The organism is Pontibacter sp. GD7, from assembly GCF_058216375.1.
This window is the reverse complement of sequence record NZ_JBYZMP010000008.1, coordinates 1-21,920: the sequence shown is the minus strand read 5'-3', so window position 1 is coordinate 21,920 and position 21,920 is coordinate 1. Positions and strand designations below refer to the sequence as shown.

Sequence of the window (21,920 nt, the reverse complement as noted above, 5' to 3'; positions counted from 1 at the left end):
CCCAATTGTAACGGTTGTATTGAAATTTTTGCTATTTTCCATCTATGGAAAAGAACAACCCCACCGTTACCCGCGCCTGGTGCTTTTATGATTGGGCCAACAGCGTTTACTCGCTTGTTATCACCTCTACTATCTTCCCAATTTACTACAGTGCCGTTGCTAAGAATGCTGATGGTGGTTCTGTGGTAAACTTCTTCGGCTTCAACCTGGAGAGTTCTGTACTCTTTTCTTATGCGGTGTCGGGGGCTTTCCTGATCATTGCAGCCATGAGCCCGCTGTTAACAGCCATTGCCGATTACAGTGGCCGCAAAAAGCTGTTTATGCAATTGTTTTGTTACCTGGGCTCACTTTCCTGCGCAGGTTTATACTTTTTCACCCGCGAAACCTTTACCGTCTCGGTTATACTTTTTGTGCTGGCCTCTATCGGTTTTAGCGGAAGCATCGTTTTCTACAATTCATACTTACCCGAGATAGCCACCGAAGACCAATACGACAAGCTCAGCGCCAAGGGCTTCTCGATGGGCTACATTGGCAGTGTACTGTTGCTGATCTTCAACCTGGCCATGATCCTGCAGCCAACTTTGTTCGGCATAGCAGAAGATAACACCGCCTTGCCGCCTCGCATTGCCTTCCTGACAACCGGTATCTGGTGGTTTGGATTTGCGCAGTATACTTTTTACCACTTGCCTGGCAATGTTTATCAACGCCGCCCACAGGGTAGCTGGATCTTGAACGGCTTTAAAGAATTGCAGAAGGTACTGAACCAGGTAAAGGGACTGCCCATGCTGAAACGTTACCTGCTGGCATACTTTTTCTTTAACATGGGGGTACAGACAGTGATGTACGTGGCTACCATTTTCGGTATTGAGGTACTTAACCTACCAAGCAATGCCTTGATCACCACTATACTTATTATACAGTTAGTGGCAATTGGTGGGGCTTATGGCTTTGCCTTGCTTTCGGGTAAGCTGGGCAATATCAGGGCATTGATCATCGCGGTTATCATCTGGATAGGCATTTGCATAGCGGCATACTTTATCCGGGGTGAGTTTGATTTTTATGTGCTGGCCGGCGTGGTAGGCTCTGTAATGGGAGGTATCCAGTCGCTTTCGCGTTCTACATACTCAAAGCTTATACCTGCCACTACCCAGGACCATGCCTCGTACTTTAGCTTCTATGACGTAACGGAGAAGGTGTCTATAGTATTAGGAACGCTTGCCTACGGTGCCATTGCCCAGATAACCGGATCTATGCGCAACAGCATACTTGCCCTTATCGTGTTCTTTGGCCTTGGGTTGATCTTCCTGTTGATGATGAAAAGCAAAAGGTCGATGCAACCGCAAGGGGAGATGCAGGAGCCTGCTAGAGTGTAGTTTTTCGTTATTGGTTGTTGGTTATTCGTTGTTAGGGAATGTAATTATCGGTATTTGATATTCTCAGGTACGGTATCATTACCCTGCCTTCAAAGGGGGACATTCGTTTGTGATTCCCCTCTTGAGAGGGGTGGGGGTGTGTTAATCATCAGCAGAAAAAGGCCCCCTTTGAAGACAAGGCCGTTTCATTCTTCAAAAAACAAAGTCATGGCGCGAGCGTCCTCGCCCCGAATCAAGTTCGGGATCTGCGACTCGTGATTGGCTATAGCTGGGCCTCCGGCCCAGTTGAGTTGAAAACTCAACATCATTTCAAACCACAAGTTGAAAACTTGCGGCAGAAAAAATAGAATGAAACGACCCTGCCTTTGATGTGGGTAGGAGGATGACAACTTATGCTGATTACTTAAACAAAAAAGCCCGCTGAAGTATAATCTCCAGCGGGCTTTTTTCTTGAGAGTATTTCTTCTCTAACTTTTTACCTTTCTACTTTTTATATACCTGTTTGCCATTCAGGTAAGTATAAAGCACTTGTGTGCCGCGCATTTCCTCTGGTTTTACCTTCATCAGGTCACGGTCTACAAGTATAAAGTCGGCGAACTTGCCTGGTTCTATACTTCCTTTTTCGTTCTCCTCGAAGTTGGATTTGGCTGCCCATATCGTCATGCCTCTGAGTGCCTCTTCACGGGTTAGTGCATTTTCCATCTGGAAGCCTTTGGCTGGCCAGTTCTTGGCATCCTGACGGGCCACTGCCGCATGGAAAGTATAAAACGGATTAATATCCTCTACCGGGAAGTCGGAGCCAAGTGGAATGTAGCCGTTTTGCTGCAGCAACTCCTTGAAAGGATACGCATGCTTGATACGTTCTTTGCCCAGCCTGTCGCCAGCCCAGTACATATCCGAAGTGGCATGCGTTGGCTGCACCGATGGTATGATGCTATACTTTCCGAACTTAGCCATATCGGATGGGTTGATAACCTGGGCATGTTCAATTCTCCAGCGCTTGTCGTTCTTGCCGCCTAGTACCTCACCGTAAATATCCAGTAGCAAACGGTTGGCAGAATCACCGATGGCATGCGTGTTCATCTGGAAACCGTACTGGTTCAACTGCTTGGCAATCTCGCGGAACTCCTGTGCAGTTGCCAATAGAAAACCATAGTGATTGTGCTTGTCAGTGTAAGGCTTTAGCAGGTTTGCACCCCTCGAGCCCAAAGCGCCATCTGAGTATACTTTAAACGAGCGTACATTCAGCCTGTCGGTTTTGTAAGGGCCGTTTTTAAAGTAATGATCCTTGTTCTCCTGTGTAGGGTTTAGCATGGCGTAAAGGCGGGTTTGCAGCTCACCTTTTTTGTGCATGTCGTCCATCAGGTCCACTGTAGACTTATCCAAACCAGCATCTACTATCGTGGTAAGGCCAACAGCAAGGGTATTGGCCTCAGCACTTTTCATGGCCTCACGCTTCTCGGCATCAGATGGCTCCGGTATCTTAGCCGATACCAGGTCAATGGCATTGTCGATCAGGATACCGGTCATTTTGCCGTTCTCCACTTCAACCAGGCCACCCACCATTTTGGTTTTGGTAGTGATGCCAGCCAGGTCCAAGGCTTTCTGGTTTACCAAGGCGGCATGACCGTCCACACGGGTAAGTATAACCGGCACATCCGGGAACAGCTGGTCCAGCGTATCCTTTGTCGGGAACTCCTTTACAGCCCAATCGTTCTGGTCCCAGCCACGGCCAGTTATCCAGGCGGTGTTAGGGTACTGCTGGCGCTGCTCTGTTACCTTCTGCACCACCTCCTTAAACGATTCCGTGCCTACCAGATCGGCAGACTGCAAGCCCAGGCCATAGCGGTAAAAGTGCGCGTGCGCATCGATAAGGCCAGGATAAACAGCCTTGCCCTGTGCGTCAAGCTCTTCGGTGGCTTTATACTTATTGTGGATCTCTTCTGAAGTGCCAACGGCTATGATCTTACCGTCTTTCACGGCAAAGGCCTCGGCTACCTCAGATTTTTCGTTCACAGTATAAACCGTGCCGTTGTACACGATCAGGTCTGCAGTTTCGGAACCGGTTTGGCTACTGGTACAACCGCTTAACAGTGTGCCGCCAAGCAAGATTGCAGCAGCGATAGTGCGTAAGGTTTTGGTCATAGGGTTTGATGCTGTTTATTCGAAACGCATGTGCTTCACAGACTCGCCGGAGTCGATAAGTTCTTGTAGCGAGTCGATGCCGATGCTCAGGTGCTTCTCAACAAAGTTTGTAGTTACCAGCTTGTCGCTTTCAGATGTCTTCACGCCTTCCGGTATCATCGGGTTGTCAGACACAAGCAGTAGCGCACCATGAGGTATCTCGTTAATGAAGCCTACTGTAAATATAGTGGCCGTTTCCATGTCGATGCCCATTGCACGGATGTTGCGCAGGTACTCTTTAAAGTCTTCGTCGTGCTCCCAAACGCGGCGGTTGGTAGTATAAACAGTGCCGGTCCAGTAGTCCATTTCGTGCTTCTTGATCATAGACGAAACCGCACGCTGCAAACGGAAAGATGGCAGGGCAGGAATTTCCGGTGGAAGGTAGTCATCAGAGGTACCCTCGCCGCGGATAGCCGCGATCGGAAGTATAAGATCACCGATCTGCGTTTTCTTTTTCAGGCCTCCGCACTTGCCCAAAAACAAGGCAGCCTTTGGCTTGATGGCAGAAAGCAAGTCCATTACCGTAGCGGCCATGGCACTACCCATACCAAAGTTGATGATGGTAATGTTGTTGGCTGTTGCTGTTTGCATGGGCTTGTCAAGGCCGCGTATCTCCACACCGAAACGGTCGGCGAACATTCTCACATAGTTAATAAAGTTAGTAAGCAGGATATACTCACCAAACTCATCCAATGGCACGCCGGTGTACCGTGGCAACCAGTCGTTTACTATTTCTTCTTTGGTCTTCATACTTTCAAAGTAACTAAAAATGATATAAAAAATCCGCCTTGGTAGGATAGCTACTGGGGCGGAGCGTAAGAAAATGGCTAACTTGCGGCATGGAAGCACTTAACTTGCCCCCATTTGATCACAAAATTACGAAATCTGGCGTTAATTACCTGATTTTTGATGCACTGCGTCGAAAAAACGTGGTGTTAACCCCCGAGGAGTGGGTAAGGCAGCATTTTGTGCATTATTTAATCGGCACACTGGGCTACCCCAAAAGCTTGATAAGCATTGAGCGCGGAACCAGTTACAACACCCTGCAAAAGCGCACCGACCTGTGCGTGTATAACCAAGAGGGAAAACCACACCTGCTAGTTGAGTGCAAAGCCGCATACGTGCCCATTACGCAGGATGTTGTAAAGCAGGTTTCGGTATACAACCAAACGCTGCAGGCAAAGTATGTGGTTATCACCAACGGCATGCAGCACTACTGCTGGCAAGTAGATTTCGAAACCAGAAAGTATGAACCGCTGCAGGAGATACCGGTTTGCAGTTTTGAATGAGCGAGTGAGTGGATGAGTGGATGAGTGGATGAGTGAATGGTTTTATTGTAAATTGTTGGAAGGTTAAATTGCTAAATGGTTGTATGGTTAAATTGTTAATTGGCTAATAAAGCTTAAACTATGAGCTAGGGATGCTTCGATTAGATTAACTCAAGTTGCGATTAACCCACCCCTAAAGAGCTGCGCTCGCTAGCTCAAAACTCTCGTTTTGGCTAGTCCAGAGGAGGGGAATTTTGCGCGTGCATGAAATTCCCCTCTTGAGAGGGGCGAAGGGGTGTGTTTACACCTGCTTGTTTATCATTTATCGCGACTTGAGTTAGATCAGTAAAGTCGTGATTGAGACAAGTTAATAGTTCAACCATTTAACAATCAGCAATCAATAATTAACAATTAAACCATCCAACCATCCTCAATTAATTTTAAACTAAATTTGCAGTCTGATAGAAGTATAAAGTATGGCAAAACAGAAACAGAACGAGAATTTTAACATAATTGCAACCACCCTGGCGGGTTTAGAGGAGGTTTTGGCAGAAGAACTCCGTGATCTCGACATGGAATTTGTTAAGGTGGGCAACCGTGCTGTAACCTGCTCCGGCAACCTGCGCCAGCTTTACGAGGCCAACCTGTGGTGCCGCACCGCCATACGTATACTTAAGCCTATCCGTAACTTTAAGGCCCGCAACGAAAAAGACCTGTACGAGCAGGTGCAAAAAACCAACTGGTCTGAGTATCTTGATCTGGACCAAACCTTTGCCATTGATGCAGTGGTGAGCCACTCTACCTTTGAGCACTCACTTTTTGTAGCCCAGCTTACCAAAGATGCCATCGTAGACCAGTTCCGTAAGAAAACCGGCGAACGCCCATCTGTAGACCGTATTCGCCCTGACCTGCGCATTAACCTGCACATGCATGAGAACATGGTTACGCTGTCCCTGGATTCTTCCGGAGACTCGCTGCACCGTCGTGGGTACCGTTTGCAAACCAACGTTGCCCCGCTAAACGAGGTATTGGCTGCTGGTATCATTGCGCTTTCGGGCTGGGACAAGAAATCAACCTTTATTGACCCTATGTGCGGCTCGGGTACCTTTTTGATAGAGGCTGCTTTGATGGCACAGAACATTGCTCCAGGTCTGTTCCGTCGCGACCCCTTCGGTTTTGAGAAATGGAAAGACTATAACGAGCAGCTGTTTGAGATGGTATGGAACACCGCAGAGGCCAAAGAAAAGAAAACACCTCAGGCCGAGATCATTGGTTACGATATCGACCCAGACTATATTGAGGCTGCCCGTACTAATATTGCAAATGCAGGTTTACAGGATGTGATCAGAATTGAAGAAGCTGATTTCTTCCAGACAACTGCACCTGCTGAGCAGGGAGTGCTTGTCATGAACCCGCCATACAACGAGCGTATCCAATCGGATGATATTAATTTACTTTACAAGAACATCGGGGACACCCTAAAGCAGAATTACCAGGGCTATGATGCCTTCGTGTTTACCGGTAACCTAGATGCAGCCAAAAGTATAGGTTTACGTGCCTCCCGCCGTATTCCGCTTTACAATGGCCCGATTGATTGCCGCTTGCTGAAGTATGAGTTGTATCGAGGCTCGCGTAGGAGTGAAGGAGAAGAGTAGTTTCTTCATCAAAATTTCCTCTTTTAAAGTTAGTTAGATTGACTAAGCTGGTGAGTTCGGCTTTTATGGCAACTGTTGTTTAGTATGTAACATTTAATCCGCCTTTCTATCGAGCTAAGGGTAATCCTCAGTCTTGCTTGCCTATTTTTTCTCCTCTGGCTTTGGTGCCCTCAAGGCCGGGAGGCCTCGCCTTTTCGCATCGCGCTGCAACGTCTTCCTGCCCTCGTGCCTCGGGCTGCCTCACTCCGTTCGTCACCGGAACCCGCTAAGGCGCTCAACGCAAAGGCTGGGAATGACACTTCTTGGTAAGCGGCTGATGCGATTGGTAAGCAAGTATAAATTATAATTTGTAGGGACAGGTCGCGACCTGTCCGAGGATTGGCACAGGCAATGAAACTTATAATTCAGTCAAGCATTGGCAGAAAAACTCCCCGCCTTGGACTCTAAAGGTGCCCCGTCACCCCCATGAGGGGATAAAGGGGTGGTTTGACCCGGTATTGCTAAAACCCTCCTCCTGTTTTGGGGGTAGGGGCCCTCGACAAAAGGAGGGGGTAGTATATTATTCCCCTCTTGAGAGGGGCAGGGGTGTGTCAATCGTCTGCTGCTTAATAAGTCTACAATCCGCCAATCTCGCTTCGGATTAGGGGCAGTTTAACCGGCTCTTTCAGACAACCAATCATAACAAAAAAGCCTGCCACATCGCTGCAGCAGGCCTTCTTTTATATTTTATACTTCCTCTACGAGATCCACGGAATGTTGCTGAAATCTGGTTTACGCTTCTCCAGGAATGCGTTTCTACCTTCTTTCGCTTCTTCAGTCATGTAGGCAAGACGTGTAGCCTCTCCGGCAAAAACTTGCTGGCCTACCATGCCATCGTCGGTTAGGTTAAAAGCAAACTTAAGCATCTTGATAGAGGTCGGCGATTTGGCCAATATCTCCTGTGCCCACTGGTAAGCAGTGTCTTCCAGTTCGTCGTGAGGGATAACAGCGTTTACCATACCCATGTCGTAAGCCTCTTGTGCTGAATAATTTCTGCCCAGGAAGAAGATCTCGCGGGCACGTTTCTGGCCTACCATTTTAGCTAGGTACGCTGAGCCATAACCACCGTCAAAACTTGTCACGTCGGCATCGGTTTGCTTGAAGATCGCGTGCTCTTTGCTGGCCAGCGTAAGGTCGCATACTACATGGAGGCTGTGTCCGCCACCAACTGCCCAACCCGGAACAACGGCGATCACCACCTTTGGCATGAAACGGATGAGGCGCTGTACTTCCAGTATGTTCAAACGTGGGGTGCCAGACTCATCTACATAGCCCTGGTGGCCACGTGCATTCTGGTCGCCGCCACTGCAGAAAGAGTAAACCCCGTCTTTGGTTGATGGGCCTTCAGCAGAAAACAACACAACACCAATAGAGTGGTCTTCACGGGCATCCAGGAAAGCGTCGAATAGTTCGAACACTGTTTTTGGCCTGAAGGCGTTGCGCACATTTGGTCGGTTAAAAGCGATACGGGCAACGCCGTTTGCCTTTTTATAGGTTATATCCTCGTATTCCTTAGCGGTTTTCCAGTCTATTTTGTTCATAACTTTATATTTGATGCAAGTTAGTCTTTTCTATACTTTGGCTCAAATGGTTTTTGGTTTAAGGAGGAGATATAGTTGAAGCAGTATTGTCAGAATCAGGATTTACTTGATTTTAGGATGAATAGGATTGCCTTTAGAACCGTGATCCAACCACCCCTAACCCCTCCTTGTCTAAGGCGGGGAATTTTTACCTATTACTTCTGCTGTCATCACAGTAGCAGCTGTTTCTCTTTGTCATCTTGGAAAGATCTTGGTGGAAGGGAGATTAAGCAACAGCTACAAAGCTTGTACTTTGCTAAAGTAACGCCAGCCCCCCCCGCCTTAGACAAGGAGGGGTTAGGGGTGGTTGGACCCGGTACTGCAAAAGCGAGTCTGGAGACTCGCACACACTATGCGGCACCAGTTGGATACTGGCGCCAGAATGTATAAAACTCCCTCTCCTGTTATTAGGAGAGGGCTGGGGTGAGGTAACTATAGTACCAACTGATTGTGCAGGTGCTGTAGCATCTCCTCAGCATTGGTGCACAAGCCCGGATGCACCGCCGAGGTTTGAACAACCGTACTGCGCGCAGCAGTCAGCCATCGGAAACGCTCAGCAATGGAAAGCTGGCCGATAGGTCCGCCTTCGGAGCGGCCTTTGCAGATACGCTCAAATGCCTGCAGCCTTTCCTTTAGTTCATCCATATCCAACTCCTTACAAAAAGCATTCAGACGTTCTTCGTTCAGCTGATAAATCGTATGTAAAAAGCCCAGACCACGGCAGTAAAGTATAACGCCTACGTTAATAAACTCCTCACGCTCCACACGCGGCACTACCCGGATTACAGCATACTCAAACAAGTGCTTATCTTGCATCCTGCGCTCCTTTCACAAAAATATCTGACATTGCCACTCTGTCTGTTAAAAATGTAGCGTAGGCCTGCCGGTGTTCTTCTGCGCTTGCAAACGGCGACTCAACACCAGTAAGCCACAAGTCCGGAATCAGAGATACAATGGCCTGAATCCGCTCTGGAGTAAGTATAGCAGAGAATTCTTGGTTTACGGCTTCCAACTCAGCTGCCTTAGGCAGCAGCACATGGTCTTTTATCTGTGCAAATGGACGTTTGGCCTGTTCCTGCCAGGTGCTCCAGTTGTGGTGGAAGTATAAAGATGCCCCATGATCTATCAGCCAGAGTTCTTTCTTCCACATCAGCATATTGGTGTTGCGGCAGGTGCGGTCCACGTTCATGATCAGTCCATCGAGCCATACTATCTGCGAGGCTAGCTTTGCATCCACGTCATTTACTAAGGCATCAAAAGTAATTGCCCCTGAAAGGTAATGTAGGGCCAGATTTAATCCTTCGCTGGCTCGTAGCAGGTCTTGGATCTCTTCGTCTGGCTCAGTGCGGCCAAAGGCTTCGTCCAGGTTTACGAACACAATTTCGGGCACTCTGAAGCCAAGCAGCCGCGCAATTTCTCCTGAGATAAGTTCTGCGATCAAAGCCTTTACGCCCTGACCTGCGCCTCTGAATTTAAGTACATATAGAAACTCATCATCAGCCTCTACAATGGCAGGTAGCGAACCGCCTTCACGCAAGGGCGTTACATACCGTATCACATCGACGGTCCGTAGTTCGGGTGGAGTATAGTTCATAAAGAGGTAGTACGGAGTTTATACTTCAACAGCAAAAGTATAAACAGTTTTCCGGAATAGCTTAAGAACCTGCCAGGGCAAATTCCTTTTCAAGATAGGCTTTAAGGGTTAGCAGCGCAGCCGGCCAGGCATCTTTAACAGCCTGATAGTACCAGTCCCATACTTCGCCGGTTTGGTAGCCTTCCTGGCAAATGTATACTTCTGTGGTATCACCTTTGGGTTTCGCTGTAACTGTAAACGACATTGGCCCCAGGAATGGCTTTTCCGGGTTCATGTACACCATGTTCTCTACAGCAAATAATTTGTCGGGTTGGTGTTCTTTGATGCTTCCCGACGAAACAAACCCGAAGCCTTTATCCGAAATTTGCCACGCTAAAGTATAAACACCACCAGTTTTTAACTCTATTAGTGTCCGCTCCACGCCCCACCACTCTTGTAACATTATAGGATTGGTAAAAGCAGAGATGGCTTTCTCCGGGGTGGTATGGATGCAAACGGTTGCTTCTACTTTTCGCATGGTATCAGGTGGGATTATGCAGTTCGCAGGATTTTCTCCATCTTCCGGCCTTTGGCTAGTTCATCAACTAACTTATCCAGATACCTTACTTGCTGTGTTAATGGGGTTGTGATCTCTTCTATGCGATAACCGCAAATTACTCCCTTAATCAGGTGTGCGTTTGTATGTATGGATGCCTTCTCAAAGAACTGCGCGAAGGTTGCTTTTTCTGCTATCAGGCTCTGTAATTCAGACTCATCAAAGCCCGTAAGCCACTCGATTACCTGATGTAACTCTTCTTTTGTTCTGCCTTTCTTTTCAACTTTCGAAACGTAATGCGGGTACACAGATGCAAAAGTCATTTTTGCGATTCTTTCATCATGTTCAGGTGTTGCCTTCATACTTTAATTTATTGATTTGACATGCACAAAGTGCTGATGTTTTTAAACCTATACTTTAGCGGGTTTTTAAACCTTTCTCACAAACTCAGACTTGAGCGCCATGGAGCCAAAGCCATCAATTTTACAGTCGATGTTATGGTCTCCGTCTGTTAAGCGGATGTTTTTTACTTTTGTGCCAGCCTTTACTGGTTTGGGAGCACCTTTCACGGGTAGGTCTTTGATTACAACAACAGCGTCGCCATCCTGAAGTACGTTTCCGTTGGCGTCCACTACTTTCAATCCTGTTTCTTCTTCAGCCTCATTCGGGTTCCACTCATTACCGCACTCAGGGCAGGCGTAAAGTGCTTCACCCATCGCATATCCGTAAGGTGAGTTACACTTGGGGCATTGTTTCATTTCTTCAGACATGGTACAAATTTAATATTTTTTGGTTGAGTGGAACGTGTTGGTGCAGGCGATGGGCGAGGCGTAGCCGAGCATAAAGGCTGAACTTTGTTGGCTGATGTTATTCTTCTTTTATTTCTTCAGCCCCCAAAGGACCAACCACCAGATGGCTACCTGATTCAAGCTTATTGTTTAATAGCCGCCAATACTCCGAGAATTCATCTTTGCCTGAGAGTGTGGGAAAGAGTGTGAGACAAAGGCCTTCATTAAATTTTATCTCAAGTCCACCGTAATAATCAGTTGCTACTGCATTTACTTTGAACTGTTGTGTATCTAATAGCTTCTGAAGTTTAATATCTCTTAAGTTGCCCATTGGTTTATCCCATTCGAAATCTGGATCATAATCGGCATTCTCAGTAGGTTGTTCGAAGAGGTCTTCACTACCTACAATGATTTCCTTTTTGTTTGTCAGTCTCCACGGACATTGAATATGCAGTCCAAACTCCCCAATGAAGCCCTTTCCAACAGGTTGTAACTTACCAAATTGAAAACATTGCATATTCGCAGTTCGTGTTGTCCTTGTCAACTCAAGTCCCATTAAATCTTGTAAATATTTTTTGAGGTCTTTTTTCAAATTCTATTGTTAAAAATACCAGCCAACTACTTGCTAGCAGGGGTACCTACTCCTACAATCTGCACTATGTATGGAGTACTAAACCACACAAATACAATATACCTCTAAATATATACTTTTAAATCATACCTAAAACAAAAAGAGCACCCTCAGCAGGTGCTCTTTCATATCTTCGAAGTATAAATTTATACTTTAGATTCTTCTGATCTGCGCGCCGATGGCGTTCAGGCGGCCGTCGATGTTTTGGTAGCCGCGGTCAATCTGCTCGATGTTGTCGATGATGCTGGTGCCTTCGGCTGAGATGGCTGCGATAAGCAGGGCCACACCGGCACGAATGTCAGGGGAGGACATGCGGATACCGCGTAATGGCATCTGGTTATCTAAACCGATAACAGTTGCTCGGTGCGGATCGCAAAGTATGATCTGGGCACCCATGTCTATCAGCTTATCCACGAAGAACAGGCGGCTCTCGAACATCTTCTGGTGTACCAGCACTGTACCCTTAGCCTGCGTAGAAACTACAAGTGCCACGCTCAGTAGGTCAGGGGTAAGGCCTGGCCAGGTATGGTCGGCAATGTTAAGTATACTTCCGTCAATGTATGTTTCTACCTCGTAGTGGTCCTGTGCCGGAATAAAGATATCGTCGCCACGGAATTCCATTTTGATGCCCAGGCTGCGGAAGGTATCAGGTATCAAACCTAGTTCTGCAATTTGGCAGTCTTTGATCGTGATCTCAGAACCCGTCATGGCAGCAAGGCCAATAAAAGAGCCGATCTCGATCATGTCTGGCAGCATGCGGTGCTCTGTTCCGCCCAATTTCTCAACTCCCTCAATTACCAACAGGTTAGAGCCAACGCCACTGATCTTAGCACCCATGCGGTTTAGCATACGGCAAAGCTGCTGCACATAAGGCTCGCAGGCGGCATTGTAGATAGTAGTGGTACCCTCGGCCAGTACGGCAGCCATCAGTATGTTAGCTGTACCAGTTACGGAGGCCTCGTCTAGTAGCATGTAAGCACCTTTCAGGCGATCTGCGTGCACCCCGTAGAAGCTTTCTTCAGAGCTATACTCAAACTTGGCACCCAGTTTCTCAAAACCAATAAAGTGTGTGTCCAGCCTGCGGCGGCCAATCTTGTCTCCACCTGGTTTTGGCATTTTTGCTTTGCCAAAACGAGCCAGCATCGGGCCTACGATCATTACCGAACCACGGATGGCACGGCCCTGCTCTACGAAAGCCTCTGTGTCCAGGTAGTCCAGGTTAATGTCATCGGCCTGGAAAGTATAGGTGTCCGGGGCATTGCGGGTAACTTTTACGCCGAGGCCGGCCAGCAGCTCGATCAGTTTGTTTACGTCGCGGATGTCCGGAACATTGGAAATAACAACAGGCTCTGCGGTCAGCAATACTGCGCAGAGAATTTGTAGTGCCTCGTTTTTGGCACCTTGTGGGTAGATGTCGCCTTTAAGCTTGGTACCGCCTTTTACTTCGAATGAAGCCATTTATACTATTTGTTTCTTTGATTAGAAGAAGATCTCTGATTTTTTCTGCCACGATTGTCGCCCCGGCCTTGTTGCTGGCTGCGCTGCTGGCTGTCCTGCTGTTTACCGCCGCCGCCTACATTCGACTCGAACAGGTTGTTGCTCTCGATGTAGCGCAGGTCCATGTTCAATTTGCCGTTAGAAAGCTGACGGATATCGTTCAGGATAACATCATCGGTAATGCTGTCTTTGTTATACGACTTGTATAGCGTCTTCATCAGCTTGCCAATGGAGATGATAGCAGCCTCACGCTCTTTCTCATCTTCCAGCTCAGTGGCCTTGTTTATCAGCAGCTCCACGTTGGTACCGTAATGCTTGAAAGCCGGTGTCTCTGTGGCATAGTCCATAGGCTGTGGCTTATCGTTGAGGTACTCCATGGCACTAAGCGGGTAAGGAGCATCCACATCCAGCGTAGAGCCAGACATTACATACAGGTGATTCCAGAGCTTCTGCTGGTAGTCCTGGGTGTCGCGCAGCTGTGGGTTCAGCTTTGCCATCAGGTTTATAAGCAACTGCGAAAGGCGCGTGCGTTCGGCCCGGTCTTCTACCTTAGAGATGTAGTTTACCAGGTCCTGCACGTTACGGCCATATTCGCGCAGCAAAAGTTCTTGTTTAAAGGTGGTACTCGCTTCCATCTATTAATTATGAATTAAGAATTACGAATTACGAATTAAAAATTAAGAATTACGAAGACTTTTCAATTTTGAATGAGTGATTGTGTGAATTAGTGAATATTTTATTGTTGAATGGTTAAATAGTTAAATTGTTATTCACTCACTCATCCATTCGCTGACTCGCTCATTCATGAATTCGCAACTTGGCAAAGCTTAGCAGCAAGGTTTTCTCGCCAACTTCATCAAAGTTGATGATCGCTTTTACGCTATTGCCCTGGGTGTCCATTTTGGTTACCACGCCAAACCCAAATTTCGGGTGTTCTACCTTCATGCCGGCTGCCAGTTTAGAAGTATCGCTTGGCTTAAAGTCGGCGGGTGCGGTATAGGTACTGGCTGCCTGCTTTCTTTGTGGAGGAGCTATCAGGCTGCTGATGCTGCTCTTGCGCTCTAACACCCTGTCGAAAATGTTACCTCCGCTTGAGGTGCCGGCATCGCCATACTTAAAGTTAAGGTACTTCGGATCGATCTCGTCCAGGAAGCGGCTTTTTTCGCAGGCCCGCAGGTTGCCCCACTGGTAGCGGCTGGTAGCGTAAGTTAAGTATAGTTTTTTCTCCGCTCTGGTAATGGCCACATAAAACAAGCGGCGTTCCTCTTCCAGATCGGCACGTGAGTTCAGCATCATCTGGCTCGGGAAGAGGTTTTCCTCCATACCCACGATAAACACATTCTTAAACTCCAGGCCTTTGGCAGAGTGTATGGTCATCAGGGTAACAAACTCACCGTCAAGGTCAGCTTTTGTGTCGGCATCGGTTATCAGGGCGATGTCCTGCAGGAAAGCATCCAGGCTTTTGTCTTCTTTCTCCGGATCGTCCACATACTCTTTTATACCGTTCAGGAGTTCCTGAATGTTTTCGTAACGGGCCAGGCCTTCCACGGTTTTATCCTGGTACAGGTCGTCTACAATGCCGGAGTGCTTGGCTACGTGCTTGGCAACCTCAAAGGCATCAACGTTTTGGGCAATGCGGGCAAAGTCTTTGATCATGATCGAGAAGTTCTCGATGGCCGTGCCCACACGGTTACCTAGAATCTGGCTGGCATTCTGAATTACCTCCCAAACGCTGTGGTTTATCTCGTTGGCAGTTACAAATATCTTCTGCTCGGTTGTCTCACCAATGCCACGCTTCGGGTAGTTTATCACACGGCGTAAAGCCTGCTCATCGTTCGGGTTCACCGTCAAACGCAGGTAGGCGATCAGGTCCTTTATCTCCTTACGCTGATAGAACGACAGGCCACCCACAATTTTATACTTGATGTTCATGCGGCGCAGGGCTTCTTCCATAGCCCTGGACTGCGCGTTGGTACGGTAAAGTATGGCAAAGTCGTCGTAGGAGAGGTGGTTGTTCATCTTCTCCTCGAAAATGGTAGTAGCCACCAGCTTGCCTTCCTCATTATCAGAGTTCGCCTTTATCACCTCGATCAGCGGACCTTGCTCATTATCAGTATAAACGTCCTTCTTCAGCTGAGCCGAATTGTTTTTTATAACCGAGTTGGCTGCGTTTACGATGTTTTTGGTAGAGCGGTAGTTCTGCTCCAGTTTAAACACCTGCAGTTCCGGGTAATCGCGCTCAAAGTTCAGGATGTTTTGGATATCGGCACCACGGAAAGCGTAAATAGACTGCGCATCGTCACCTACCACCACAATATTACGGTTCTGGGCAGCCAGTTTTCTGGTGATCAGGTACTGTGAGTAATTCGTATCCTGATACTCATCCACCATCACATACTTAAAGATGTTCTGGTACTTATTCAGTGCATCAGGATGGTCGCGGAAAAGCACGTTGGTCTGGAACAGCAGGTCGTCGAAGTCCATGGCACCGGCCCTGAAGCAACGGCTTTGATACTGCTCATAGATCTTACCGATCTTAGGACGCATGGCAGCCTCATCGTCGGCCTGTATAACCGGATCGTTGAGGTATTGCTTAACCGAAACCAGCTTGTTTTTGGCAGCGGAGATACGGCCCAAAACCACGTTTGGCTTGTACAACTTATCGTCCAGGTTCATTTCCTTCACGATGTTGCGGATAAGCGTCTTGGAGTCGTCGGTGTCGTAAATGGTAAAGCTTTTAGGGTAGCCAATTTTCTCGGCCTCGGCGCGAAGTATACGCGAGAAAACCGAATGGAACGTGCCCATCCAGATATTCTTAGCCTCGTTGCCGATCACCTTTTCGATACGATGGCGCATTTCCTTTGCTGCCTTGTTGGTAAAGGTAAGGGCAAGTATGTTAAACGGGTCCACACCAATGCTGATCAGGTGCGCGATCCGGTACGTTAAAACTCGTGTCTTTCCGGAGCCGGCACCGGCAATAATCATGGCTGGTCCTTCGGTGTGCAATACTGCCGCGCGCTGCGACTCATTCAATAAGCTTATATAATCCATTACTTCTCTTCCGCGTGCTTCTTAAAATCTATGCAAGTTACAAATAGTAATCCTTTTTCTGAACCGCCTCTGAACTTTTGGCATGGCACATGCTGTATGTGAGAGCAGAAAGCGGCTATAAGATGAACAGGAAGTTGATCTAAAGCGTTTAACTTAGGGGCCTTTACAGTACAATTTAGTTGCATTGTGCCCTATTTTTGAAATAAATACCAGATAACTGTAGTTTTGCAGTTGATATGAGGTAACCAAATAATCAGATTTGAGACACATCATCCACAAAAAGTCAGGCCAGAAAACTATGAGATTGTTTTTAGCGGTAGTGTTTATACTTACTGGCAGCATGACTATGGCGCAGAGCAAAGCGCCCCAAAAAAGCACTCAGACCAAGAATCCGGCTGCTGCCACTACTACGGCTAAGAAGCCAGTGAGTGCAACGGCAGGCAATTCTAAAACTGCCGCAGCCAAACCGACTACCAATACAGTAGCTAACACGGCCCAAAAGCAGGGCGGAACAAGCATTGCAAGCACTAAACCGGCTGCCCCGGCGCTTGTGGTAAAGAAAGTATGGCGCACCACAGCCATGGACTCGGCAATGGCCTATTATACCACGCTCCGCTATCAGGAAGCTTACGATAAGTTTAAGAAGGCGATAAATGAGGGCGATGCAGATGCCTTATACTTTTTGGGCCGAATGCACCAATACCGTGAGTTAAAGTATGATTCTGTACAGATCGATACTGTGAAGCAGATCAGGAATGCAGAGAAGTATTTTTCTGTTAACCGTGATTCAGCTGTCTTTTATTACCAGCGAGCCATTGACGAAGGCAGTCTGCTGGGTCATCTGGGACTGGCCGAGCAAACGGTGCTCAGAACCCTTGAGGACAAACAGCGCTTTATGCAGCACATGCGCACCGCTGCTATAGTAATCCGGGAGAAGGCTGTTGAAGGCGATGCTTTTGCCAACCGAATTCTGGGTAGCATGTACTATACTGGCTTTGGCGAATTGCAGGATTACGGACTGGCTTTTAACTACCTGAACCGTGCTGCCAATGCCAATGATGTGGTATCCTATACTTCGCTGGCAAACTTGTACCTGAACGGTGAGGGTGTGAAAAAGGATAACGATAAAGCTGTTGATTGGCTGAAGAAAGGCGTGGCAGCCGGCGAGCGTGAAGCTTACTACACACTTGCTTTGCTGCATGAAGAAGGCACTGTGGGAGAAGTGAACATTGAGGAAGCGCGCAGGCTGTACCGTAAGGCAGTTGCAAAAGGCAGTGTGAACGCTTACGAGCAGTTGCTTTACATAAACCAGACACCAGACCAGAAAGTGGTGATTGCCTCTGTTACCCGCGACCCTGAAATGATGAAACGTGCTTTGGCAGCAGGCGGAAATGCCAACACACAGGCGGTGGCAGATGATTTTGAGGCGAACCTGTACAACCGCACGGCCCTGATGCATGCACTATACATCCCGATGTTGCAGGAAGATTATGGCGTGATCTATGAGCCGGATGTACGCCTTAAACTGGCCAAAATGCTGCTGGAAAAAGGAGCGGATATCAACGCGCAGGATAAGCTGGGGAAAACGGCCCTGCATTATACTGTAAGTAGCTCCAGGATACGATCTGAGTTGTATGAGCAGGAGCAGGCCGACCTGTTGAACCTGCTTTTACGCAAAGGTGCCGATCCAAACATCAAGGATAATGATGGGAATACTGTGCTAGCCGAGGCGTTAAAGGCGACCATTGGGCAGCATATCGGTATCATGGAATTGGAAAAGCTGTTGCAGGGCGGCGCAGACCCGAATGTTCAGAACAAGGAATCTAAAACGCCTTTAATGCTGGCATGCGAGATGAACGCCAACTTCGAGATCATACTTACACTGCTGCAGGCCGGCGCTGATGCCAAATTAAAGGATAGTACCGGAAAAGCCGCCATCGACTACACGAAGCATGAGAATGTGCAGAACATTTTGATGGCCGCCGGCTCACCGGAAAAGCAGAAGTAATCTTATAGTAAAGTATACTCGCAAAGCCCTCTTCTACGAAATAGGAGAGGGCTTTGCGAGTATCATACTTTCTTTCTGTTCGCATCTGTCTGGCGCCAGTATCCAACTGGTGCCAAAGGGTGCGTGCGAGTCTCCTGACTCGCTTTAAAGCAGCACCGGTTCCAACCATCTGCTATATTACCTCACCCCAACCCTCTCCTAAAAACAGGAGAGGAAGTTTTATACTTTCTGGCGCCAGTATCCAACTGGTGCCGCATAGTGCGTGCGAGTCTCCTGACTCGCTTTTGAAATACCGGGTCCAACCACCCCTAACCCCTCCTTGTCTAAGGCGGGGAATTTTACCTCACCCCAGCCCTCTCCTAAAAACAGGAGAGGGAGTTTAGCCCTTACTGCTTCTTCTCCTTTTGTCATCTTGGAAAGATCTTGGTGGAAGGGAGATTAAGCAGAAACAACAGGGGTTATACTTTTACCAGAGTAATGAAAGAATTCCCCGCCTTAGATTAGTGAGAACGCGAGTTTGAAACTAACGAGCGTAGCTCTGAGGGGTTGGGGGTGGTTGGAACAGGCGCCGCAGAATAACTGCGTTTACCTACAGTAGTAAGTTAAAATCACTTAGCCGTTACACCTGCTGGGAGCGTTCGAAAGTATAACCGTTATACTTTTTAGCACGTTATTTCATTTCAAAACAATCAGAAAAACATGTCTGTCACGATAGAGAAAAGTACACTGGAATTCTTAGCCGACCTGAGCCAGAACAATAACCGCGAGTGGTTTAACGAGAACAAAAAGCGCTACGAGGCGGCGCGTAAAAACTATACAGCTTTCCTGGACGAACTGCTGGAAGAAATGGCCGCTTTTGAGCCGGTTGCCCTTGATCAGAAAGGCAAGGACCTGCTGTTTCGTATCTATCGCGATGTACGGTTCTCTAACGACAAGCGGCCTTACAAAGACCATTTCGGGGCCTATATTGCCGAGGGTGGCAGAAAGTCCATTTACCCGGGTTACTACCTGCATCTGGCAGCCAACAACAATTCGTTTGTAGCCGGAGGACTCTGGATGCCGCCATCCGATTACCTGAAAGCCGTGCGCCAGGAAATCGACTATAACCTGGACGAGTTTAAAAGTATAGTGGAGGCTAAGGAGTTTAAAAAGCGTTTCGGAAGTATAAGCGGCGAACAACTAAAGACCACCCCAAAAGGCTACGACAAAGAGAACCCGGCCATCGAGTACCTACGCTACAAAAGCTGGAACGCCGTAATGCCGCTGGATGATAAAACGGTGCTGGGCAGCAATTTTAGGGATGTAGTACTGGATGCATTTAAAGCTGTAAAGCCTTTAAATGATTTTCTGATGGAACCCCTGAAAGAGATAGGGCAGGAGTAGCCTAAATAGGGAGTTCCATTTCATATTGGTCTATTGTGTTTTGCAGGCCTTCTTTGGCAAGGTGGTGTAGCAGGTAGGTTCTGTTTTCATCAATATTGTTGATCTTTACCCAGGTGCATACCTGCTTTATACCTTCAAACACCATGTCCCAGTTGCCGGCTGTGGCGCCCAGTTGTGCTATATACCCCGTGGCAGGATTAAGTATGACATAACCTATGGCATGACTGTCGGCTTGATGGCGCTTAACTTTGTATACTTTGTAGTTTTCCCGGGCTAGTGTTACTGCGGCAAAACTGTTTTCCCAGGAATACACTGTTCCGTCGCAAAGGTTCCGGATGTCGTTCAGGTCGGTTTCAGTAAGTGTAATATCTGTGTTTGTAGCGGCCATAAGGTCACCTGAGAAGCATTTGATCCGTCTCTTTTTCTCAAAGCCGATCCGTTCGTATACTTTTATCGCCCTGTCGTTTTTTGTGATCACCTCCAGCTTGCATTTGCTTACCCCGTGCTGCTTCAGTACCGGAAAAGCGTGGTCATACATTTTATCCACCAGCCCCTGCCCCCTGTAGGCAGGCAAGACACCGGTACCCGTATTAAAAGCAGTCTTTTGCTGCAGGTCTGTGTCGATGCCATTTAAGATAAAGGCGACCAGTTCTTCCTTGTCGAACACACCGAACGATAAGCCAAAATCTACCCGAGCCGCTTTTAAACGCGACCTCCAGAAGTCTACATCATCCGGCATTTTCACGAAGTAACCTTCAAAGGATTTTAGCAGACAGGTAACTATCTCTTCGAGTGGGGTATTGGAGAGGTTTTGGATTTTCATGGTTTTGGGTGGTGGAGCAGGGAGGTAGAATAGAGCTTAATATTTTAGTGAAAGTTAAGTATTTGAAGTTACAAATGGTCTTGTACATACAAAGCCCGCAGCAGAGAAAGGGTGATGTATAATACCTAGGTAACGGGAATAGTTCTTTTCTTTTCAGCAGTTACTTTAATGTTGATATAAATTTTGAAACCCCCACTGGTTTAATAAGCTATCTGCTTGTTTCCAACTTATGTAATCGCTTACAGTAGGTGGGTATTGACCTTTATGGTAGGTAACTAAATCAAAAGCCAAACTGTCAATTTGATAGTTACTATCTAAGTAGGCTTCTACTAATAACCTATAAGCTGTAGCACCCTTCGTTTCAAAATGAAAAGCATCTTTTTCATAAACCAACTTACCATTGAAAAACTTACTTGTTTTATGGAGATGTATGGGTTCAGTAGTAGTAACCATCCTCTCTAAATTACTCCAAAAGACATAATTTGAATCAGATTCATGAACAGTCCAATTCTCTTCAATAACAGGAATACCTATAGAAGCTCTATCCAAGTTAAAAGACTTGCCATACTTCTTATTGTTACTTGTACTTTCTGCACCCTTACCCATTGATAAGAACAAATAAGAAAGAAGAATAAATGCTCCTAACACAAGTATAACAAGGGTTACTCTTCTTTTTGACATTTTCTTATATCGTTACTCTATCACTGCTAACGTGCTGGTGCAGCCGATGGGCAAGGCGTCAGCCGAAGCATAAAGGCTGCATATGGTTAGGCTATTTTATTCTTTCTCAAATTCCAACTCACCACCCCAACAACTGCTTTCGCTGCTTTTGATACCCTTGTTGAAGAGAATGTGGGCGAGCATGGTCATTTCCTTGTCATTTCTATAAGTATAATTTCCAGCTTCCACTCTACTCTCCAGCGTTTTCAGTTCTTCATTGGTATAATCGTTAAAACCAATGTTGTTCAAAGCATTTTCATCCGACAACTCAAAAGTTCTATTCTTTGAGTTCAGTAGAATTTCTTTCACCCTTGCTTCACCTTCTTCTGAATAGTCAAGGCCATATTCCTGATGGATAGCACCACTTAGGAAGTTACCTTTTGTGCAGACTTCTTTTGTTTCACCAGTACTTTTATTGAATACTCTGACTACTACAAAGTCTTGTACAGTTGATTCATTCAGTACAGCCACTTTATAAATCATCTGCTTAGTATCTTCAAGGCTTTTATCTTCCACGCTTAATGATTCTATTTTTTCCTTTGTAGAAATTTCTTCGCTCTCGCTACAGCCGAACAAGAAAATTGCGAAGCATGAAAACAGTAAAGCCTTTTTCATAAATTAATATTTAGCCTAACGTCTTGGCTAAAATGAGCCTTGGTTCTTTTTAGCTCTTGTGTGCGCCCAGCATGGCGCGAGTCATATTTCTCTAGAAATATACTCAGATTATCCAGAGGGTGCAAGTCCCTTATTGGCAAGTTGGCGAAGCCGATTAGCAAGCTGCAAGGGTGGAG

At 47.0% G+C, this 21,920-nt stretch carries 20 protein-coding genes; 5 read left to right on the top strand and 15 right to left on the bottom strand.

The features are described 5' to 3' along the window. The first annotated feature begins 44 nt into the window (after positions 1–44). Positions 45–1,373 (top strand): MFS transporter, encoded by a 1,329-nt coding sequence (locus AC4BAP_RS13170; RefSeq protein ID WP_490583130.1) that lies wholly within the window; start codon positions 45–47, stop codon positions 1,371–1,373. A gap of 483 nt (positions 1,374–1,856) precedes the next feature. On the opposite strand, the gene AC4BAP_RS13165 is transcribed toward AC4BAP_RS13170, so the two are convergent. After that, complete coding sequence (locus AC4BAP_RS13165) at positions 1,857–3,518, bottom strand: amidohydrolase (protein WP_490583129.1); 1,662 nt, start codon at positions 3,516–3,518, stop codon at positions 1,857–1,859. A 15-nt stretch (positions 3,519–3,533) separates the two neighbouring features. After that, entirely contained in the window at positions 3,534–4,307 is a 774-nt protein-coding gene (locus AC4BAP_RS13160) for an AMP nucleosidase (protein WP_490583128.1), read from the bottom strand. A gap of 89 nt (positions 4,308–4,396) precedes the next feature. Here AC4BAP_RS13160 and AC4BAP_RS13155 point away from each other — a divergent pair, with 89 nt between their 5' ends. Continuing rightward, entirely contained in the window at positions 4,397–4,846 is a 450-nt protein-coding gene (locus AC4BAP_RS13155; protein WP_490583127.1) for a type I restriction enzyme HsdR N-terminal domain-containing protein, read from the top strand. A 455-nt stretch (positions 4,847–5,301) separates the two neighbouring features. Then, entirely contained in the window at positions 5,302–6,480 is a 1,179-nt protein-coding gene (locus AC4BAP_RS13150; RefSeq protein ID WP_490583126.1) for a THUMP domain-containing class I SAM-dependent RNA methyltransferase, read from the top strand. A 737-nt stretch (positions 6,481–7,217) separates the two neighbouring features. Here the strand turns inward: AC4BAP_RS13150 and AC4BAP_RS13145 are convergent. The 10 genes from AC4BAP_RS13145 to AC4BAP_RS13100 form a co-directional block, all read right to left on the bottom strand. Continuing rightward, positions 7,218–8,060, bottom strand: a complete 843-nt coding sequence (locus AC4BAP_RS13145; RefSeq protein ID WP_490583125.1) for a 1,4-dihydroxy-2-naphthoyl-CoA synthase — start codon at positions 8,058–8,060, stop codon at positions 7,218–7,220. Between the two features lie 471 nt (positions 8,061–8,531). After that, a complete protein-coding gene (locus tag AC4BAP_RS13140; RefSeq protein ID WP_490583124.1) occupies positions 8,532–8,915 on the bottom strand; it encodes a DUF3037 domain-containing protein in 384 nt (127 codons plus the stop codon). Next, positions 8,905–9,693 (bottom strand): HipA family kinase, encoded by a 789-nt coding sequence (locus AC4BAP_RS13135; RefSeq protein WP_490583123.1) that lies wholly within the window; start codon positions 9,691–9,693, stop codon positions 8,905–8,907. Before AC4BAP_RS13135 ends, AC4BAP_RS13140 begins: the two co-directional genes overlap by 11 nt. A gap of 61 nt (positions 9,694–9,754) precedes the next feature. Then, positions 9,755–10,210: an SRPBCC family protein gene (locus tag AC4BAP_RS13130; RefSeq protein ID WP_490583122.1), complete on the bottom strand. Its 456-nt coding sequence runs from the start codon at positions 10,208–10,210 to the stop codon at positions 9,755–9,757. Between the two features lie 14 nt (positions 10,211–10,224). Further along, positions 10,225–10,590, bottom strand: coding sequence for a DUF2200 domain-containing protein (locus AC4BAP_RS13125; RefSeq protein WP_490583121.1), 366 nt, complete (start codon positions 10,588–10,590; stop codon positions 10,225–10,227). A 66-nt stretch (positions 10,591–10,656) separates the two neighbouring features. After that, complete coding sequence (locus AC4BAP_RS13120) at positions 10,657–10,998, bottom strand: zinc ribbon domain-containing protein YjdM (protein WP_490583120.1); 342 nt, start codon at positions 10,996–10,998, stop codon at positions 10,657–10,659. 97 nt (positions 10,999–11,095) lie between these two features. After that, a complete protein-coding gene (locus tag AC4BAP_RS13115) occupies positions 11,096–11,608 on the bottom strand; it encodes a hypothetical protein (RefSeq protein WP_490583119.1) in 513 nt (170 codons plus the stop codon). Positions 11,609–11,800: 192 nt separating this feature from the next. Beyond that, on the bottom strand, positions 11,801–13,105 hold the full coding sequence (gene murA / locus AC4BAP_RS13110) for a UDP-N-acetylglucosamine 1-carboxyvinyltransferase (protein WP_490583118.1): 1,305 nt from the start codon (positions 13,103–13,105) through the stop codon (positions 11,801–11,803). A gap of 5 nt (positions 13,106–13,110) precedes the next feature. Next, the gene (locus tag AC4BAP_RS13105; protein WP_490583117.1) at positions 13,111–13,779 is read right to left on the bottom strand and encodes a DUF4290 domain-containing protein; all 669 of its coding nucleotides are present in this window, start codon (positions 13,777–13,779) and stop codon (positions 13,111–13,113) included. Between the two features lie 163 nt (positions 13,780–13,942). Then, entirely contained in the window at positions 13,943–16,195 is a 2,253-nt protein-coding gene (locus tag AC4BAP_RS13100; RefSeq protein WP_490583116.1) for an ATP-dependent helicase, read from the bottom strand. A 298-nt stretch (positions 16,196–16,493) separates the two neighbouring features. On the opposite strand from AC4BAP_RS13100, the gene AC4BAP_RS13095 reads away from it, so the two are divergent. Together AC4BAP_RS13095 and AC4BAP_RS13090 are read left to right on the top strand one after the other, a co-directional pair. Beyond that, the gene (locus tag AC4BAP_RS13095) at positions 16,494–18,203 is read left to right on the top strand and encodes an ankyrin repeat domain-containing protein (protein ID WP_490583115.1); all 1,710 of its coding nucleotides are present in this window, start codon (positions 16,494–16,496) and stop codon (positions 18,201–18,203) included. 699 nt (positions 18,204–18,902) lie between these two features. Further along, positions 18,903–19,586, top strand: a complete 684-nt coding sequence (locus tag AC4BAP_RS13090) for a DUF2461 domain-containing protein (protein ID WP_490583114.1) — start codon at positions 18,903–18,905, stop codon at positions 19,584–19,586. Position 19,587: 1 nt separating this feature from the next. Here the strand turns inward: AC4BAP_RS13090 and AC4BAP_RS13085 are convergent, their stop codons facing one another. The 3 genes from AC4BAP_RS13085 to AC4BAP_RS13075 form a co-directional block, all read right to left on the bottom strand. Further along, the gene (locus tag AC4BAP_RS13085; RefSeq protein ID WP_490583113.1) at positions 19,588–20,409 is read right to left on the bottom strand and encodes a GNAT family N-acetyltransferase; all 822 of its coding nucleotides are present in this window, start codon (positions 20,407–20,409) and stop codon (positions 19,588–19,590) included. A 165-nt stretch (positions 20,410–20,574) separates the two neighbouring features. Continuing rightward, positions 20,575–21,090, bottom strand: coding sequence for a hypothetical protein (locus tag AC4BAP_RS13080; protein ID WP_490583112.1), 516 nt, complete (start codon positions 21,088–21,090; stop codon positions 20,575–20,577). Between the two features lie 96 nt (positions 21,091–21,186). Continuing rightward, entirely contained in the window at positions 21,187–21,744 is a 558-nt protein-coding gene (locus AC4BAP_RS13075; protein WP_490583111.1) for a hypothetical protein, read from the bottom strand. Between the last annotated feature and the right edge of the window lie 176 nt (positions 21,745–21,920).

Excerpts from the sequence above, each read along its gene's own strand:
- AC4BAP_RS13170 (WP_490583130.1), top strand. The coding sequence starts at position 45 with ATGGAAAAGAACAACCCCACCGTTACCCGCGCCTGGTGCTTTTATGAT.
- AC4BAP_RS13165 (WP_490583129.1), bottom strand. The coding sequence starts at position 3,518 with ATGACCAAAACCTTACGCACTATCGCTGCTGCAATCTTGCTTGGCGGC.
- AC4BAP_RS13160 (WP_490583128.1), bottom strand. The coding sequence starts at position 4,307 with ATGAAGACCAAAGAAGAAATAGTAAACGACTGGTTGCCACGGTACACC.
- AC4BAP_RS13155 (WP_490583127.1), top strand. The coding sequence starts at position 4,397 with ATGGAAGCACTTAACTTGCCCCCATTTGATCACAAAATTACGAAATCT.
- AC4BAP_RS13150 (WP_490583126.1), top strand. The coding sequence starts at position 5,302 with ATGGCAAAACAGAAACAGAACGAGAATTTTAACATAATTGCAACCACC.
- AC4BAP_RS13145 (WP_490583125.1), bottom strand. The coding sequence starts at position 8,060 with ATGAACAAAATAGACTGGAAAACCGCTAAGGAATACGAGGATATAACC.
- AC4BAP_RS13140 (WP_490583124.1), bottom strand. The coding sequence starts at position 8,915 with ATGCAAGATAAGCACTTGTTTGAGTATGCTGTAATCCGGGTAGTGCCG.
- AC4BAP_RS13135 (WP_490583123.1), bottom strand. The coding sequence starts at position 9,693 with ATGAACTATACTCCACCCGAACTACGGACCGTCGATGTGATACGGTAT.
- AC4BAP_RS13130 (WP_490583122.1), bottom strand. The coding sequence starts at position 10,210 with ATGCGAAAAGTAGAAGCAACCGTTTGCATCCATACCACCCCGGAGAAA.
- AC4BAP_RS13125 (WP_490583121.1), bottom strand. The coding sequence starts at position 10,590 with ATGAAGGCAACACCTGAACATGATGAAAGAATCGCAAAAATGACTTTT.
- AC4BAP_RS13120 (WP_490583120.1), bottom strand. The coding sequence starts at position 10,998 with ATGTCTGAAGAAATGAAACAATGCCCCAAGTGTAACTCACCTTACGGA.
- murA (WP_490583118.1), bottom strand. The coding sequence starts at position 13,105 with ATGGCTTCATTCGAAGTAAAAGGCGGTACCAAGCTTAAAGGCGACATC.
- AC4BAP_RS13105 (WP_490583117.1), bottom strand. The coding sequence starts at position 13,779 with ATGGAAGCGAGTACCACCTTTAAACAAGAACTTTTGCTGCGCGAATAT.
- AC4BAP_RS13100 (WP_490583116.1), bottom strand. The coding sequence starts at position 16,195 with ATGGATTATATAAGCTTATTGAATGAGTCGCAGCGCGCGGCAGTATTG.
- AC4BAP_RS13095 (WP_490583115.1), top strand. The coding sequence starts at position 16,494 with ATGAGATTGTTTTTAGCGGTAGTGTTTATACTTACTGGCAGCATGACT.
- AC4BAP_RS13090 (WP_490583114.1), top strand. The coding sequence starts at position 18,903 with ATGTCTGTCACGATAGAGAAAAGTACACTGGAATTCTTAGCCGACCTG.
- AC4BAP_RS13085 (WP_490583113.1), bottom strand. The coding sequence starts at position 20,409 with ATGAAAATCCAAAACCTCTCCAATACCCCACTCGAAGAGATAGTTACC.
- AC4BAP_RS13080 (WP_490583112.1), bottom strand. The coding sequence starts at position 21,090 with ATGTCAAAAAGAAGAGTAACCCTTGTTATACTTGTGTTAGGAGCATTT.
- AC4BAP_RS13075 (WP_490583111.1), bottom strand. The coding sequence starts at position 21,744 with ATGAAAAAGGCTTTACTGTTTTCATGCTTCGCAATTTTCTTGTTCGGC.